This is a genomic window from Paenibacillus sp. XY044, from assembly GCF_002257645.1.
GTDB lineage: Bacteria > Bacillota > Bacilli > Paenibacillales > Paenibacillaceae > Paenibacillus_AQ.
This window is the reverse complement of record NZ_NQMO01000001.1, coordinates 1,162,398-1,179,054: the sequence shown is the minus strand read 5'-3', so window position 1 is coordinate 1,179,054 and position 16,657 is coordinate 1,162,398. Positions and strand designations below refer to the sequence as shown.

Annotated in this window: 15 protein-coding genes; 1 reads left to right on the top strand and 14 read right to left on the bottom strand. The window is 53.6% G+C overall.

The window, feature by feature from the left end:
- The first annotated feature begins 64 nt into the window (after nt 1–64).
- Nucleotides 65–724: an NADPH-dependent F420 reductase gene (locus tag CJP46_RS05540; RefSeq protein WP_094594565.1), complete on the top strand. Its 660-nt coding sequence runs from the start codon at nt 65–67 to the stop codon at nt 722–724.
- Nucleotides 725–902: 178 nt separating this feature from the next.
- Here CJP46_RS05540 and CJP46_RS05535 read toward each other — a convergent pair whose 3' ends face one another.
- The 14 genes from CJP46_RS05535 to iolG all read right to left on the bottom strand — a co-directional run bounded on the left by CJP46_RS05535 (nt 903) and on the right by iolG (nt 16,509).
- The gene (locus tag CJP46_RS05535) at nt 903–1,427 is read right to left on the bottom strand and encodes a GNAT family N-acetyltransferase (protein WP_094594564.1); all 525 of its coding nucleotides are present in this window, start codon (nt 1,425–1,427) and stop codon (nt 903–905) included.
- 64 nt (nt 1,428–1,491) lie between these two features.
- Nucleotides 1,492–1,821, bottom strand: coding sequence for a helix-turn-helix domain-containing protein (locus tag CJP46_RS05530; protein ID WP_094594563.1), 330 nt, complete (start codon nt 1,819–1,821; stop codon nt 1,492–1,494).
- Nucleotides 1,822–1,977: 156 nt separating this feature from the next.
- Nucleotides 1,978–2,982 carry a LacI family DNA-binding transcriptional regulator gene (locus CJP46_RS05525; protein ID WP_094594562.1) on the bottom strand — a complete coding sequence of 335 codons (1,005 nt, stop codon included), beginning with the start codon at nt 2,980–2,982 and terminating at the stop codon, nt 1,978–1,980.
- A 12-nt stretch (nt 2,983–2,994) separates the two neighbouring features.
- Nucleotides 2,995–3,885, bottom strand: coding sequence for a CehA/McbA family metallohydrolase (locus CJP46_RS05520; protein ID WP_094594561.1), 891 nt, complete (start codon nt 3,883–3,885; stop codon nt 2,995–2,997).
- 34 nt (nt 3,886–3,919) lie between these two features.
- A complete protein-coding gene (locus CJP46_RS05515) occupies nt 3,920–4,828 on the bottom strand; it encodes a carbohydrate ABC transporter permease (RefSeq protein WP_094594560.1) in 909 nt (302 codons plus the stop codon).
- 17 nt (nt 4,829–4,845) lie between these two features.
- Nucleotides 4,846–6,570 carry an extracellular solute-binding protein gene (locus CJP46_RS05510; protein WP_094594559.1) on the bottom strand — a complete coding sequence of 575 codons (1,725 nt, stop codon included), beginning with the start codon at nt 6,568–6,570 and terminating at the stop codon, nt 4,846–4,848.
- 95 nt (nt 6,571–6,665) lie between these two features.
- The gene (locus tag CJP46_RS05505) at nt 6,666–7,616 is read right to left on the bottom strand and encodes an ABC transporter permease (RefSeq protein WP_094594558.1); all 951 of its coding nucleotides are present in this window, start codon (nt 7,614–7,616) and stop codon (nt 6,666–6,668) included.
- A gap of 601 nt (nt 7,617–8,217) precedes the next feature.
- Complete coding sequence (locus tag CJP46_RS05500; protein ID WP_094594557.1) at nt 8,218–9,216, bottom strand: LacI family DNA-binding transcriptional regulator; 999 nt, start codon at nt 9,214–9,216, stop codon at nt 8,218–8,220.
- 78 nt (nt 9,217–9,294) lie between these two features.
- The gene (locus tag CJP46_RS05495) at nt 9,295–10,761 is read right to left on the bottom strand and encodes a CoA-acylating methylmalonate-semialdehyde dehydrogenase (protein ID WP_094594556.1); all 1,467 of its coding nucleotides are present in this window, start codon (nt 10,759–10,761) and stop codon (nt 9,295–9,297) included.
- 21 nt (nt 10,762–10,782) lie between these two features.
- Nucleotides 10,783–11,784: a 5-dehydro-2-deoxygluconokinase gene (iolC, locus tag CJP46_RS05490; protein WP_094594555.1), complete on the bottom strand. Its 1,002-nt coding sequence runs from the start codon at nt 11,782–11,784 to the stop codon at nt 10,783–10,785.
- A complete protein-coding gene (iolB, locus tag CJP46_RS05485; protein ID WP_094594554.1) occupies nt 11,781–12,605 on the bottom strand; it encodes a 5-deoxy-glucuronate isomerase in 825 nt (274 codons plus the stop codon). The genes iolC and iolB overlap by 4 nt, the downstream gene beginning before the upstream one ends.
- A 14-nt stretch (nt 12,606–12,619) precedes the next feature.
- Complete coding sequence (gene iolE, locus CJP46_RS05480; protein WP_094594553.1) at nt 12,620–13,531, bottom strand: myo-inosose-2 dehydratase; 912 nt, start codon at nt 13,529–13,531, stop codon at nt 12,620–12,622.
- Between the two features lie 23 nt (nt 13,532–13,554).
- The gene (gene iolD / locus CJP46_RS05475) at nt 13,555–15,417 is read right to left on the bottom strand and encodes a 3D-(3,5/4)-trihydroxycyclohexane-1,2-dione acylhydrolase (decyclizing) (RefSeq protein WP_094594552.1); all 1,863 of its coding nucleotides are present in this window, start codon (nt 15,415–15,417) and stop codon (nt 13,555–13,557) included.
- Nucleotides 15,418–15,483: 66 nt separating this feature from the next.
- Complete coding sequence (gene iolG / locus CJP46_RS05470; protein ID WP_094594551.1) at nt 15,484–16,509, bottom strand: inositol 2-dehydrogenase; 1,026 nt, start codon at nt 16,507–16,509, stop codon at nt 15,484–15,486.
- Nucleotides 16,510–16,657: the final 148 nt, after the last annotated feature.

Sequence of the window (16,657 nt, the reverse complement as noted above, 5' to 3'; positions counted from 1 at the left end):
TAACTATTTCTGTTACAGTTTTAATGTGCAATACATACTAATTCGGGAAAGGAAGTCGGAATAAATGAAGATTGCGATTATCGGTGCCGGAAATATCGGCGGAAATCTCGCCCGCCGCCTGACCAAACTCGGACATGAGGTGTCCATTGCCAATTCAAGAGGTCCACAGACCTTGGCTGCGCTTGCCAAAGAAACCGGGGTAACGCCCAAGGAAGTCACGGAAGTGGCAAGGGCTGCAGAAGTGGTCATTGTGACGATTCCTCAGAAAAATATTCCTGACCTTCCTGCGGGAATTCTTGACCACACCGCGCCGAATGCCGCGATTATCGATACAGGGAACTATTACCCACGCCAACGCGACGGTTTTATTGCGGAAATTGAAGCAGGATTGCCGGAGAGCCGCTGGGTTGAGAACTACCTGAAGCGGCCTATTAATAAAGCTTTCAACGGTATTTCCGCCAAAAACCTGCTGGAACGCGGGCTACCGAAGGGCAGTCCTGGACGGTTGGCGCTGCCGATAGCCGGAGACGATCCCGCCTCGAAGCAAGTCGTGCTTGACCTCATCGAAGAACTGGGCTTTGATGCGATCGATGCGGGCGGACTGGATGAGTCCTGGCGCCAGCAGCCGGGCACGCCAAGCTACCGCGAGCACGACGCGGAGAGCCTTCGCCAAGCGTTGGCTGAAGCCAGCCTAGAGCGCCCATCTGATTTTAAAGCCGGATGACCACAAGAAAAACGCCTATCGACGTACATTCATAGAAGACGGACCTCATTGATCTGAAATTTTTCGAACGTATATAGAATGGTTTAGCTCCGATATATATGTATAAATTCTATAATCTAAAACAAAAGTCCCCTTTTCTTCACGGAGAAAAGGGGACTTTTCCTGAAATGATAACGAGTTACCTTGCCGACGAGTGTACAAACACCTTTTCAAACGCCGGAAAGCCCGCTTCCCGTCCCGGATAGTTAACTTCGCCTCTCTGATCGTAGCCGAGTCCCCGGTACAGCTTCAAAGCAGGGCCATTTTTCGCGTATGTATCCAATCTGATGCTCTGATATCCATTCTCTGTGGCGAAGTGTTCCGCAAAAGCGACCAGCTTGCGCGCGACCCCTCGTCCTTGGGCCATCGGGTCCACCGCGAGCCGGTGCATCATCAGATGAGGTCCTTTCGTATCAGCCCAGTCAACCGTATCGTACTGCTCGTCCTGATGATGATCCAGCACCATGATGCCGGCAATGCTTCCATCTAAGACCGCGACAGTAAGTGTTCCTTGTTTCAGGTCCTCCCCTATCACGCCGCGGTTCGGGTACTGCTCGTCCCATTGGTCGCTGCCCCCGTCCTGCATAACCTTGACGCACCGGGCGATCAGCCCCATGATCTCTTCCATGTCCCCGGTGGCTCCTGTGCGAATCTGTATTTCCATGTTGTGCTCCTTTCCAGACTTCATTCCTAATCTTCACTTCATGTTCGAATTGCTTTTCGCCATTTCACTCCGAGACGAGTTCTCGGATGCCCCGGATGATCCGCTCCCTTGCCTTCAGCTTATCTTTGAGCCGCTGGATCTCGGTATCTGCATCTTCGGACCTGCCCTTGGCGCTGAATTCAAAACCAGTAATGATCCAATCCGTAGACACTTTGTACAAGTCGGCCAGCCTGGACAGCGATACCAGATCCGGTTCGGTTTTTGCGGTTTCATATCCGCTCAACGTTTTATTGTTGATTTGTGTTAAACGATACACTTCCATTTGGGTAAGTTTGCGGTTAATTCGGGCGGTTCGCAAGCGTACCGCTATATCCTCCAATTGCGTCCTTGCCATGCATCGTCACTCCTCCAAGGAAATTCGGTCAAACTTTGGCCTGTCTAGGGATAGAACGCGTAAAAAGCGGAAAAGTCTTTCGCTTAGGCTACCCTTCAAGAAAATAGGCAAAAATGATTTAGACCGATCCCTCGAAAAAAGACAGGAAAATACCGCCTAGACAGGCCGGCAGCTGTCGCGTACCGCAAGCCGATGACCCAGAATGATATCTTCCTCCGTTCGCTTTTCTCCTGCAATGAACTGAAGCAGCGTTTCGACAGTAACTTCGCCCATGCGCTGAATGGGCTGCTCCATGGATGTGATTCGCGGCCGGACGAGTTCCGTCATCTGGCTTCCGTCGAATCCAATGACCGATATATCTCCCGGGACCTTCAGGCCGTGGTCCATGATGCAGTTGACCGCTCCGATCGCCATATCGTCGCTAACGGCAAAGACCGCCGTCGGTTTATGTCGGTAACGCAGAAACTCACCCATCAGTTCGTAGCCGCTATTCACCTTGTAATCCCCGAAACGGACCAGCTCATGGACAAATTTGATCCCGTGGTCCGCCAAGGCATTTCGGTAGCCGCTATACCGATTTTGGCCGGAAGTCATATCCCGCATATCCCCGCCAATGAAAGCAATTTGCTGATGCCCCAGCCCGATCAAATATTTCGTCGCGTCATATGCGGCGGCATAATCGTCCACAATCACGGAAACGAAGGATTGGTCCATCGGCTTTACGCTGGAGAAGATGACGGGGATCTTGAGCTTGTTGATGAAATTCCGGATATCCTCATTGATCTTCTCGTGCATGATAATGATGCCTTCTACGCGCATTTCCTTGAAAATGTTCAGGTACTTGAGCTCCTTATCGATATCCTCGCTAATATTACAGACAAGCAGATTATAATGATTGGATGCCGCGGTCTGCTCGATAGAGCTCAATATGGTCGAATAAAAGCTGGAGGTGAGATCAGGTACGATCACCCCCAGCAGATTGGTTTTGTTCCTGACCAGGCTTCTGGCAATTTGGCTTGGCGCGTAGCCCAGGTCGTCAATCGCCTGATTAACGCGATCCTTCAGTTCTTCCCTGACGTATTTTTCTCCGTTTAAAACACGGGAGACCGTTGTCGTTGAGACACCGGCCCGTTTGGCAACATCCTTGATTTTTACACTCATTACGTTTCATCCCTAACGCTGGTTAATGAACAAGGGTTGAGAGAACGCCGCATAGCCCCCTTCGATATAGGCGCTGACGCGGACATACCCTTCGTCTCCCGAACACGAATAGGTCACTTCCGTAATCCTTCCCGTTTCTTCATGCAGCACCCTGCCGTCTTTCCCGAACAAGGTCACGTATTTGTACATCCTGTCCAGCAGCTTGTTCGACTTCAGCCGGATGCGGATTTGACGATCCCCGGCTTGAATCGATTCAAAGCCGTATCCGGTCGAGACATAAAAGCTGCCGCTGCGAATCGCATCCAGAATGGCCTGCTGCGAATTTTCTTCGGCCAGCACCACGTTCCAGGCTTGTTTTTCCTGTCCGTATACATGCGAATCGTCGTTACCGAACCCCCATACCCGCCGTCCGGCCGAGAGCATCGCATCCCATTTATCAAACGCGATATCGTATTCGATGTTCCCGTCCCCGTTGTAAACCTCGATGCCGGTCACACGCTCCATCCGCATCATGTCCTCGAGGTTCCAGTAATTTGAAAAATACCGGTTCGGGTGAACCAGAACGCAGATTCCGCCGTTATCAAGGGTCGCGTCAGCAAGCCTCTGGTAGTTCCCGATCGTGAATTCGCTGCTGTAACCCTCCATAATCGAGCGAGGGGGAGCGACTAGAAGCATATGGGGTTCGCGGCTGCTGACCTCGATCGCTTCAAATACGGTGGGAATGCTTCGTTCCCCAGCCAATTCCGTGATTTTGTCATGATCCGAAACGGCCAGAAAATCGTAATCGGCGTACATTTGATACACCGTTTCCAGCGGAAACCAGCCGTCGCTGTTATTCGTATGATTGTGAAAGCTTCCGCGAAGCCACGTTCCTTTTTTATCATAAGGGTTTTCGATGCGCATGCCAAATCCTCCCTCGCCATTCATCTGCCTGTGCTTATTCCTTGATCGAACCGATCATGACGCCTTGAGCAAAATACTTCTGAATAAACGGGTAGATGATAATAATGGGTGCAACGACGATGATGATCGTGGCCATCTTCATGGAATCGCCCGTCACCTGCATCTTCTCCAGCGCGTCATATTGGTTCATGCCAGCGGCCGATTCCAGCTTGCTGCGCATCGCTTCCGCCCGCGTGAGCATCTCTTGAAGGAGGGTCGAAAGCGGCCTCAATTTTGCCGACCGGACATAAAAGGCGCCCGTAAACCAGTCGTTCCAATGACCGACGGCGTTAAACAGCGCAATGACGGCGATCACCGGCTTGCTGAGCGGCATGATGATCCGCATGAAAATGGCGAAATCGTTGTAGCCGTCCATGCGCGCAGACTCTTCCAGGCTGGGATGAATTTGCTGAAAGAACGTCCGCATAATGATCAAGTTCCAGGCGCTGTACAGGCTCGTAATGATATACACCCAGATCGTATTGGTGAGATGCAGCGATTTCAGCAGCATATAATACGGGATCATCCCCCCGCTGAATAGCATCGTGAAGAACACCAGCAGCGTGAAGAAGCGCACGCCTGGCATCGTTCTGCTCTTTAGCGCATAAGCACCCATCGCGGTCAAGAACACGCTGGCGACCGTGCCGACAACGGTCCGGAACAGTGAAATGCCAAAGGCCGTCAAAATGTTCGAGGATGCGAACACTTCCTTAAAGTTTTGGAGCGACCATACCCGCGGCAAGAAGTAGATGCCCCCTCGCTCCGCGTCCTTCCCCGCATTGAAGGAGAGGGCCAATATGTTCAAAAACGGCAGCACGATGGACAGACACAGCAGCGTGATCAGCAAATAGATGACGAAGATATATACTTTTTCACCAAGCGGCGTCCGGTAAAATGACTTCATCCGCATGATCCTCCTAACTAGAATTTCAAGTGTGTTCTGGCATCGGCATCTTTTTGCTTCAGGATCTCCAGGAACGCCGGGAGTCCGGATGCGTCCAGCTGCTTGGATGCGGATTCGAGGATTTTCTTCGCTTCATCCAAGTTCTTTGCGTAATAAGCCCGAATCAGACTGTCATCATAATTTTCGAATGCCGCCTTCAACTCGGTACCCTGATCAAACTCCCCGATAAATGACAATGGGGTGTAGCCGTCTACGACATTCGCGGTTTTGCGTTTGGTATCCCAGCCCCAGTAGTCGGCGATCTTCAGCGCGCCCGCATTCACTTCCGGAGCCACGGCGTCGCCGTATTCCATTTCACCGAAGTCGGCCATCCGATCGATGTCCGTCGAGCCCAGCAGCTCACCCCAGTAATTGCCGACGCCCGCAAAGCCCAGCTTCTTCGCTTCCTCGGGATTGCTCTGCTTCAAATCCAAAATGTCCTTATTTGCCAAAGGATTGCCCTTGGCATCCAGGGTGTAATCCCTGCCTTCGATCCCATACTGCCACAGTAGCTTCCCTTCCCGGCTTGCCAGGAAGTCCGCAAGCTTCATGATGTCTTCCGGATCTTTGGTCGTTGCCGGAATCGCCCAGGCCGAGTAGCCGGATTTATAATCGACCTGCATTTGGTACGGGCGGTCAACGTAATTGATCGGTCCAAGCGGCAGGTAATGCATATCACGGTTAAATTCCTGATAATTGTGCATATCTCCGATAATTCCCCACGTTCCATTCAGGGCACCTTCGGTCGCCCGGCTTTCGTCCATCGTGAAAAATTCGGGATGCAGCAGTTTCTCGCTCAGAAGCTTTTGCACATACTCGACTTTTTTCAGTGCGTATTCGGTCTGGCTTTCATGCAAAATGTTTCCTCCTGCATCTTTTTTGATCCGCTGGTCGTCGCTGCCCCACTCCAAGTCGTTAAACAGGGCGCCGACCTCCTTGCCTCCCCAGTAAGAAGGACCGATCGGAACGACGTCCTTGCCGTTTTTATCCTTGAAGCCGCCTGCCTTGATCTTTTGCGCAAGCTCATACAGCTTGTCCGTCGTATCGATCGTGCGCGGATCCACATGCAGGGCATCGGCAATGTCCTTACGGATATAAGGGCCGCCGGCATATTTGCGTGTCGAGTAGCCACCTTGTCTGGCTATGTTCATATGGACAAAATAGGACGATCCGCCGAATTCGGGCCGGAACATGACGCCGTATTTCGTGTCAAGCGGTAGGTAGTCGTCCTGTAAATACTTACTGTAGATCTTCGTGTCTTTCATCAGCGGCGTAAGGTCCGCAAACATTTGCTCTCTCGCCGCCTTCAGGACGACTTGCATTTCAGGCCGTCCGCTGTTGTTAAGGTAGAACGTAATAAAATCGGGCAAGTCGTTTGACGCCAGCCCCGCAATGAGTCCGTCGATGGAATGGTCCGCCACCATGATTTCGATTTCCAGGTCAATGCCTGTCATCTCCTTCAGCTTGGCTTTGATCTCCGCATTCATATCCTCCGTGTAATCATCCGTCCCCATGAAAACAAGACCTTTCACTTTGCGGTCCGCAATCCAAGTTGCGGGGTGATTCGCTGAATCCGCATCCTGATTTGCTGCTGTAGGTTCGCTGTTTGGATCGCTGGAATCAGTTCCGCTGCATCCGGTCAGAAGCATGGAAACGATCAGCGGCATGGATAAAAGTTTAATCCACGTTTTTCCTTTTAGCATGTCGACATCCCTCTTTTCAATGAAATGGCAGTTGGCCTTGCATTTGTCTTTCATTCAATGGATAATCAAATGCTGCTGCAAAGCATATGGTATCGTTACCATACTGAGGTGTCGGAAACCTTTCTTGAGATGCGGTTGGCGGCAACGACCAATATCAAACCGATGATGCCCTGCATTAATCCCACGGCGGTTGCATATCCGTATTGGCCACCTTGAAGACCGATTCGAATGACATAAGTATCCAAGATTTCAGAGAGCTGCATGTTGCCGGGAGTTCTCAAGAGGTACAGCTGATCGAATCCGGCGGACAAAATGCTTCCCAGCGACAGAATGAACAAAATGAGGATGGTCGGGCGGATGGAAGGCAGCGTAATGTACCAATGTTCCTTCCACTTGCTGGCCCCATCGATTTTCGCCGCCTCGTACATATCCGGATTGACGCCGGCGATCGCTGCCAGATAGATAATGGAGTCCCATCCGATCGTCTTCCATAAATGGCTGCCGAACATGATGGAATAGAAATATTTCGGTTCCATCATATAAAAGGTGCTTCCGTCCCCGCCGAAATAAGACACTACCTGGTTGACTAATCCGTTATCCGGAGCGAGAAGCCGTTGAGCAAGCCCGACCACCACCACCCAGGACAAAAAATGCGGGAGATAGGCAATGCTCTGGGCGATATTACGAAAATAACGGTTACGGATCTCGTTGAACATCAAGGCCAGAAGGATCGGAAAAGGCAGGCCGATGAACAGCTTCATGCAGGAGATGATCAACGTGTTCTTGATGAGCATTGCGCTCTGATAGTCATTGAAAAAACGCTCAAAGTACTTCAGACCGACCCACGGGCTTCCGAGGATTCCCGTATTGAACTTGTATTCTTTGAAGGCTAGGATCAGGCCGACCATCGGTATGTAGGAAAATATGATAAAAAAAGCGAGGCAGGGTAAAAGCATGATGTAGAGGTATTTATGCAGAAGAATGTTTTTCCATCGTTTGCCGGGTGTCTTTCCAGGGACGACCGCTGTTTTCACCTGGGTTTGCATGGACTGGGATCACCTTCTTTTTGTGGATGATTGCTGATGAATCCAAATGGTGACTTTCATGAACGCTCCATATTTTCTGCTCTCTCCTGGGTTAGATCCCCCCCTTCACAAAGGACCGGATCGCAAATCCGGTTTACATGGAATATAGTCCCTCACTATGAGGTGAAGATCAAGAAGGATGGTTTATTTTGTAAAATTTCACAGCAGCATTCCCTTGGATCTAGTACCGATACCCCTCCCAGTTCGTAGAAAGTCTACCATTAATAAATCATTAATCAGCACGATATGGTATCGATACCATATTCATATTTTTTAGTGCACTGTTACAACCTGATCGATTCTCGGTATATAGATCTGTTCCTTGATCTTCATGAAAAGCCTATGGCTCTCCATTAGCTTTGAATCATGAGGTAAGCGCTTTACCTTAAGGGAATTATAATCTACCACAGTATGAAAGCGCAATCATTATTTTTGTAATAAATTATGTTTCTACACAGAATTGTTGTAGCTGAACACTTTCTTGGAAAATCCCCTGAGATCACCCACATGTTTCGCTTGAAATGAATGCCAGCTTGTTTTCATTACACAAAAAAAAGCGCCGTTACACGGCGCTGGTCGTTCCTCGGACTACGAGTTCCGGCAGCAGAACCAGGCGCTGCTTGGAAGGCTTGCTCCCGTCGATTTCGCCCGTGATCAGCTGGACGATTTCCTTTCCCATTTGCTGGACTGGCTGGGCCACTGAAGTGAGCGGCGGATCGATAATCGTCGCCAGCACCGTATTGTCAAAGCCCACGACCGATATATCCTCGGGCACGCGCAGGCCTAGCTCACGGGCAGCCTGCACGACTCCGATCGCCAGCAGATCGTTGCAGGCGAAGATGGCGCTTGGCGGGTTGGATCCGCTAAGCAGCTCCTTCGCCGTCGCCTTGCCCCCTTCCACATGAAACGGGCTGACCGCCACCAAATTCTCGTCATAAGGAATGCCGGCTTCTTCAAGCGCTTTCCGGTAGCCGCGGACCCGTTCCTTCGAGCTCATCACGGCCAAATCCTCCGCGATCACGGCAACGCTCCGGTGTCCGAGCGCAGTCAAGTGGGAAGCGGCCAGGTAGCCCCCTAAATAATCATCGACGAGCACCGTGTCGACCGCAAGCAGCGGCATTTCCCGTGCAATGACGGCGACCGGCAGCTTATATTTCATCAGCTGCTTCATCATGGCGTCGTTTCGCGCCCCCGTAGCGATAATGATCCCGTCGGCACTCTTTTGCCGGAGAACGTTGACGTACCTTTCTTCCCGGGTCAAGTCGTTGTCTGTGCTGCAGATGACCAGACTATAACCAAGCTCTTGGGCATGATCCTCGATGCTGCGGGCCAGTTCGGCAAAAAACGGGTTCGCGATATCCGGAATCAGCAGTCCGAGCGAATACGTTCTTTTCTTGGTCAAGGCGGATGCAACGACGCTCGGCTGGTAGTCAATTCGTTTCATAACGTCCTGCACATGTTTTCTCGTTTTGTCGCTGATCCGGCCTGTGTGGTTGATGACCTTGGATACCGTGGCAATAGACACCCCGGCTTCCCGGGCAATATCGTATATCGTCGCCACCCTCGTGCCCCCTTCCTCTACTATGCTCTGTACTCTAAGTATAGGGAAAGTTCCAATCCGTGGCAATTTACACCTTGATCAATACCGGGCCACAACCATTTTCTTGCGGGTATAGAATTCCACCCCGTCCCTGCCGTTGGCGTGAAGGTCTCCATAGAAGGATTTTTTGTAACCTGAAAACGGGAAGAACGCCATAGGTGCCGGTACGCCGACGTTCACCCCAAGCATGCCGGCGTCGATCGTTTCCCTGAACTCCCTGACCGCCTTAGCGCTGTCCGTATAGATACAGGCCCCGTTGGCAAACTCGGACTTGTTGGCAAGGGCGACGGCTTCCTGAAGACTGCTCACCCGGACGACCTGAAGTACGGGCGCAAAGATTTCATCCGTCCAAATTTTCATGCCTGGAGCAGCGTGGTCAAAGATCGTCGGGCCCAGAAAATAACCATCAGCATTTGCCTGGGTATGAGCCCTGCCGTCCAATACAAGCTGCGCCCCCTCCTGTATTCCCTTCTCAATGTATCCGATGGTCCGGCTCTTATGAGAATCACGGATCACAGGCCCCAGGAAGGCATCCGGATCCATGCCGTCCCCGACGCGCATGTCCTTGGCAGCTTCGGCCAGCCTGCTCACCAGCTCGTCTGCGATGTCGCCGACGGCCACAACGACCGAGCAGGCCATGCAGCGTTCGCCTGCAGAGCCGAAGGCTGCGGCCGTGATCTCTTTGACCGTCAGCTTGAGATCAGCATCCGGCATGACGATGGAGTGATTTTTCGCGCCGCCCAGCGCTTGTACCCGTTTGCCATGGGATGCCGCCGTCTTATACACATATTCGGCCACGGGCTGGGAGCCGACAAACGAAATCGCCTTGACGTCTTCGTGCTCAAGCAGGCCGTTAACGACGTCATGTGCACCGTGAACGATGTTGAACACGCCGTCCGGCAGGCCGGCTTCCTTGAGCAGTTCCGCCAGCCGGTTCGCGAGCAGCGGCGTCCGTTCCGACGGCTTCAGTATGAAGGTGTTGCCGCATACGATCGCAAGCGGAAACATCCAGCACGGCACCATCATCGGAAAGTTAAAAGGCGTAATGCCGCCGACGACGCCGATCGGATAGCGGTACATAGCCGACTCCAGTCCCGACGCGATATCCGGCAGGTTGCTGCCCATCAGCAGCGTCGGAGCGCCGGCGGCGAATTCCACGCATTCGATCCCTCGCAGCACCTCGCCATACGCTTCCTGGTAGCTCTTTCCGTTCTCCTGCGTAATCATCCGGGCAAGCTCATCCCAGTGCTCTGTAAGGAGCTGCTGGAACTTGAACATAATCCGCGCCCTGCGCGGCACCGGGGTGCCACTCCAGGCAGGAAACGCCTCCGCCGCAGCGGTGACGGCCAGGTTCAGATCCTCCAGGGTGGACAAGGGGACACGGGCGATCTCTTCCCCCGTGGACGGGTTATACACCGGTTCCGATCTGCCGCCGTCCGAAGGGACCCAGCGGCCCCCGACGTAGTTGTGAAGCCGCTGCACTTGATCTTGCACTTGATCCGTCATGTAGATACCTCCATGGTTTCGTCAAATTCCTTGCTGCACGAAGCGGTCGATCCGTTCCTGGATTTGCTTGGCCGTCGGCATCGCGTCGGAGCAGCTGTGGCTGGAGACCACGATCGAAGCCGAGGCGCTGCCGAACTGCTGGCACCGGTCCAGGCTCCATCCCTGCATCAGGCCATAGATAAAGGCACCAGCAAAAGAGTCGCCCGCGCCGAAGGTTTTCACTACTTGTGCCGGAAAAACGGCACCTTCGTGCTTCTGTCCGTCCGCCGAGAATGCCGTCGATCCATCGCCGCCCCGCTTGACGACCACCAGCTTGGCCCGATGCTTGAACCACTGCCTTGCGGTGGCTTCATCGTCCTGCAGGAGCGGGCCGTCCAACGCTTCAATCAGGTCAAACTCTTCGCGGCCGCCGATGATAATATCCGATTTCTCGGCAGCCAAACGATAATACGTGCCGATTTCATCGGCCGAGGTCCATGTATACGGACGGTAATCGATATCAAAGACAATGACAACCCCGTGTCTTATCGCCAGTTCCATCGCTTTGAAGGCCGCTTCCCTGGACGGGCTCTTCGCGAGGGCCGTACCGGAAATGAGCAGCGCTTTGGCGCTTTGAATATATTCCTCGCTAACGTCGCCTGGCTCAAGTTTGAGATCCGCTACGTTATCCCGGTACATCAGGATGCTGCAATCCTTCGGCGACTTGATTTCCGTAAACGTGAGTCCCGTGACACTGCCCGACCGATCGACGATGACGTGTTCAGTGTCGATGCCGGAATCCTGCAAGTACCGGGTGATGAAACGTCCGTGGGCATCGTCGGAGACCCTTCCGATGAAGCCGGTACGCAATCCCAGCTTTGCCATGGCGATCGTAATATTGGCAGGGGAACCGCCGACATATTTGGTAAACGTGACTGTTTCCTCCATCGGACGATGGATTTCGTTGGCATTCAGATCGATGCACAGCCGACCCAGTCCGATGAAGTCCAAGGAACGATGGTTTGGAAAGGAAATAGTGGTCAACGCTTAGGCACCTCCTGTTCCGGAGTCATCAGCCATTCATGTTGAGGGTCGTTATGAAACTTCCAGGTTCGCACCGGCCCGGCCATGACGTTGAGGTAATAAACGTCGTAGCCGGGTGGCGCCGATACCGGATGGTAACCGCGTGGAACCAGGACGGCATCCCCGCTCTTCACGGCGAGCGTTTCATTCAGCGACAGATCGTCCGTATATACGCGCTGCAAGGCAAATCCTTGACCCGGAGACACCTTGTGATAATAAGTCTCTTCCAGCAAGGATTCATGCGGAAGATCAAGTTGGTCATGCTTGTGCGGAGGATAGCTGGACCAGTGCCCGGCCGGCGTATAGACTTCCACGACGAGCAGGCTTTCCGCTTCCTCCTTCTCCGGCAAAATATTGCGGACGGTCCGCTCCGTATAACCCGAGCCTCGCTGCTCCACCCCGATCTTTTCCGGCGGGATGAGCCTTGCATCGAGCCGCCCTTCGCCCGGAGCGCTGCACACGGCCACCTCCGTTAAGGTAATGGCCTCCAGCCGGAAACGGTCATGGGCCGGAACGTATACCGCATAAGGGGCAAGCGATTCAAACACGCTCATTCGGCTGCCGATCCGCTCAAAGCTTCGTCCGCCTGCATCCACATTCGCAAACCCGCTGAGCAGCACCAGGCAGACTTCCCGGTTTTCCGTCTCCTGATCAATGGATTGACCGGGTTCCAGCCGGTACACTTCAAAACCTACGTACTCCCAACCTGCCGATTCGGGAGTGATGCTGAGCAATCTGCCATTCTTATCCGGCTGTCCGCCGGGAACGATAAGCTTGGACATATTCCTTCCTCCTTTCAGCTGTTCCTCTCCTGAACAATTTGTGCGAGATACTGCTTGGACTTGCTGGCATACTCATATGGATTTGCCTGTCCCGGATCCTGCTCTGCCTCCAGTATCATCCAATCGTCATAGCCATGCCGCTCGAAGCTGCGAAAAATCGGCGCAAAATCGATGCATCCGTCGCCCGGTACGGTAAATACGCCTTGGATGACCGCTTTCTGAAAAGGGATCCCTTCCCTTTTCACCCGATCCAGCACATCCTTCCGGACATCCTTTAGATGCACGTAAGCTACGCGATCCGCATATTGTTCGTACAGCTCAAGCGGGTCGGAACCGCCGTAATAGGCATGCCCCGTATCCAACAGCAAATAAACCAGCTCAGGATCCGTCGTCTCCATCAGCCTATGAATTTCGTCCGGCTGTTCAACCACGGTTCCGATGTGGTAGTGGTAGACGAGCTTCATCCCGTTTCGTCTGCAGATTTCACCGGCTTGATGCAGCCCCTCGACCATGTGGTTCCATTCCTCATCCGTCAGGGGATGAACGTCCTGAACGCCTTTTGGTCTTCTCGGGTCGCCGATGATCGAACCTCCAAGCTCGCAGGTAACGACATGACGGCTGCCCATCGTTTTCAAAAATTCAACATGCTGCCGATACGCTTCCAGCTCCGACGCCCTGCGGCGGGGCTCGGAGAACAAGACGCCCTTCCACTGCGAAGCCATCTGGAGTCCGTGCTCAGCCAATGCTTGCTTGAGAACGGCGGCGTCTTTCGGGAACTTCCGGCTGTTTTCGGTTCCGCTGAACCCCAGCTGCGTAAAATCCCGCATCAAATCTTCGAACGTGTAGTGATCACCCAGCTCAAGAACATCTTCATTCACCCAATTGATCGGGGAAATGCCCAATTTCATCGATCGGAGATCCGCCATCTTTGTCGTATCCTCCCTTGGACTTATATTTTCAGCGCCTGCTGCAAATGTTCGTTCATCGTTTCCCGGGCGGCCCGCACCTTATCGCTGGTCGATACTTCAGGGACATCCACTCTCCACCAGGACTCGTACCCGCCCGACTGAGTACCCGGCAGCACCTTGATTTCGATCAGAGTGGAGCCCTCCTCCTCCCCAGCCTCTCGGAGAGCTTCCCGCAGCTCGGCAATGCCGGAAGCGGTATATGCCTTCATCCCCAAGCTTCGCGCATGAGCCGCATAATCGACCGGCACGTACTCTCCCGTCAGGCGCCCCGTTTCAGGGCTGCGCAGACGGAATTCATTGCCGAAGCCGTCGCTCCCGTTCTCCCGCTGCAGGCCGTGTATACATTGGTAACCGTGATTGTCCAGCAGGATGACGTTCACCTTCACGCCTTCCTGGATACTGGTTAAGAGCTCGGAATGAAGCATAAGGTAGCTGCCGTCGCCAACGAGCGCGTACACTTCCTTGTCCGGATCGGCCAGCTTCACGCCGAATGCCCCGGCAATTTCGTACCCCATGCAGGAAAATCCGTATTCCATGTGATAGGATTTAGGCGCTTCCGACCTCCACAGCCGATGTAAATCACCCGGGAGACTCCCGGCCGCCGCAACGATCACTTCGTTCGCCATAAACCGGTTCAGCTCACCGAGAACGCGGGTTTGCGACAATCCTTCTTCCGCCTCCAGGCTGTACAGCCGGTCGACCTCCTGGTTCCATTCCGCTTTTAGGCTGGCAAGTACCGGCTCGTCATAAGCTGCCTTGTAGTTCCTTGCCTGAAGCGCTAAACTTAATTCCTTCAAAGCCGTGGCCGCATCCGCTACCACCTGGCACGCATTCAGCTTCAACGCATCAAATCCGCTCACGTTGATATGAACGAATTCTGCCTCGTGACTCGTAAAAGCGGTTTTGGAAGCCGTCGGAAAATCACCGAGCCGGGTCCCCACGCAAATGACGGCGTCCGCTTCCCTGGCAAGCCGGTTGGCAGCAAGGGATCCTGTAGCGCCGATGGCGCCCATATTCAGCGGGTGGTCCCAAGGGACCGCACTCTTTCCCGCCTGTGTCTCGGCCACGGGAATGCCGAACGCTTCCGCGAACTGTAGCAGCTCCTCATAGGCCAAGGAATAATGAACGCCGCCGCCGGCGATCAGGATTGGCCTTTGCTTGCGCGAAATCAGATCCGCCGCCCGCTCGATCGCTGCCTGGCTGGCCGGCTTGCGGTCCAGGTAATGCACCCTTTTGCGGAAAAATTCCTCAGGATAATCGTACGCCTCCGTTTGCACGTCCTGCGGCAGGCAAATCGTAACCGCACCGGTTTCGGCCGGATCGGTCAATACGCGCATCGCCTGGATCATCGAACTCATCAGCTGCTCGGGACGCGTAATTCGGTCCCAGTACCGGCTGACCGGTTTGAAGGCATCGTTTACGGACACGGTATAATCCATCGGGTGCTCCAGCTGCTGCAGAACCGGGTCCGGCTGCCGGCAGGCGAAAATGTCGCCTGGGAGGAGCAGTACGGGAATCCGGTTGACCGTCGCCGTCGCGGCGGCCGTGACCATATTCAGCGCACCCGGGCCAATCGAAGAAGTGCAGGCGAAGATTTCCAGCCGGTTCTTTTGCTTCGCGTACGCAACAGCGGCATGCGTCATGCCCTGCTCATTTTTACCTTGGATGAATCTGAGGTTTCCAGGCTCACGTTCCAATGCTTCACCGATCCCCAGCACGTTGCCGTGACCGAAAATGCCCATCACGCCTTGAACGAATTTGTGTTCCTTGCCGTCCAGCTGCACGTACTGCTGGTCAAGGAAACGAAGCAAGGCTTGAGCCATCGTTAATCGAAGTACGCCCATTCTTAACCATCCTTTCGCCGGATATTTCATCAGGTTAATCGCTTACCCTAAAGACAGACAAAAAACTCATGAGGTGGACATGGAATACTCGGACAAGCTGACGGGGCGCTTCTCCAGCCACGACTTCTTGGCTGCATCCGCCAGCAGCTCCGCTTGATAACCGTCCTCCCCGCTGACGGGCACGTCCTCGTTGTTGACGATGGCCTTGACGAAGCTTTCGATTTCGAGACGGTATGCGTTCTCGTAACGTTCCAGGAAAAAATGCTTCGGCTTATCCCGGTACACGCCGCCAGCTGTGCTGATTTCCGCAGAGTTCGGAAAATCGTTCTGCACGTTGACCTGGCCATGCGAGCCAAAAACCTCCACGCGCTGATCGTACCCGTAGGCAGCCTGCCTCGAATTGTCGATGACACCGAGCGCTCCGTTTTTGAATTTCAGCGTGATGACCGCCGTATCCACGTCGCCTAGCTCTCCAATGACCGGATCCACCAGCACCGCCCCTTGAACGTACACCTCATCCACTTCGCTGCCGCTCAAAAAACGGGCCATGTCAAAATCATGGATCGCCATGTCCATGAACAGCCCACCGGATACCTTAATGTAGTCATGCGGAGGCGGACTGGGGTCGCGCGATGTGATCTTGATCAGATGGGGATCTCCGATCTGGCCGGATGCGACGATCTCCTTAACTCTGCGGAAATTCGGGTCAAATCTGCGGTTGAAGCCCAGCTGAAATTTGACTCCCCCGTCGGCAGCGGCTTGCAGCGCAAGGCGGGTTCCCCGGACATCGAAGGAGATCGGCTTCTCGCAGAAAATGTGCTTGCCTGCCCTGGCCGAGCGCTCGATCATGTCAATATGGGTATTGGTCGACGTGCAGATAAAGACGGCGTCGATGTCCGGATCATTTATGATCTGCTCCGCATCCTGCGTCTGCACGGCGATGCCAAGCCCTTCCGCCCAGGCCTTGGCATGATCGATCTGCAGGTCTGCAATCGCTTTCACGTTTACCTGAGGATGTTTGATCAGGTTTTCGGTATGCAGCCTGCCGATCCTCCCCGTACCGATCACACCGATATTCAGTTGTTTACTCATGGACATTCCACCTTGTTCTCTCGGTATCGTTTCACATACAAATTAGGGTAACCGCTTTCCTTGATCGGATTATAACACCGCGACGAACCTTTGCAAACCCTTTTTTTGCAATTTAATGCAATCCATTATTTCGCCGTTCACTTTACAA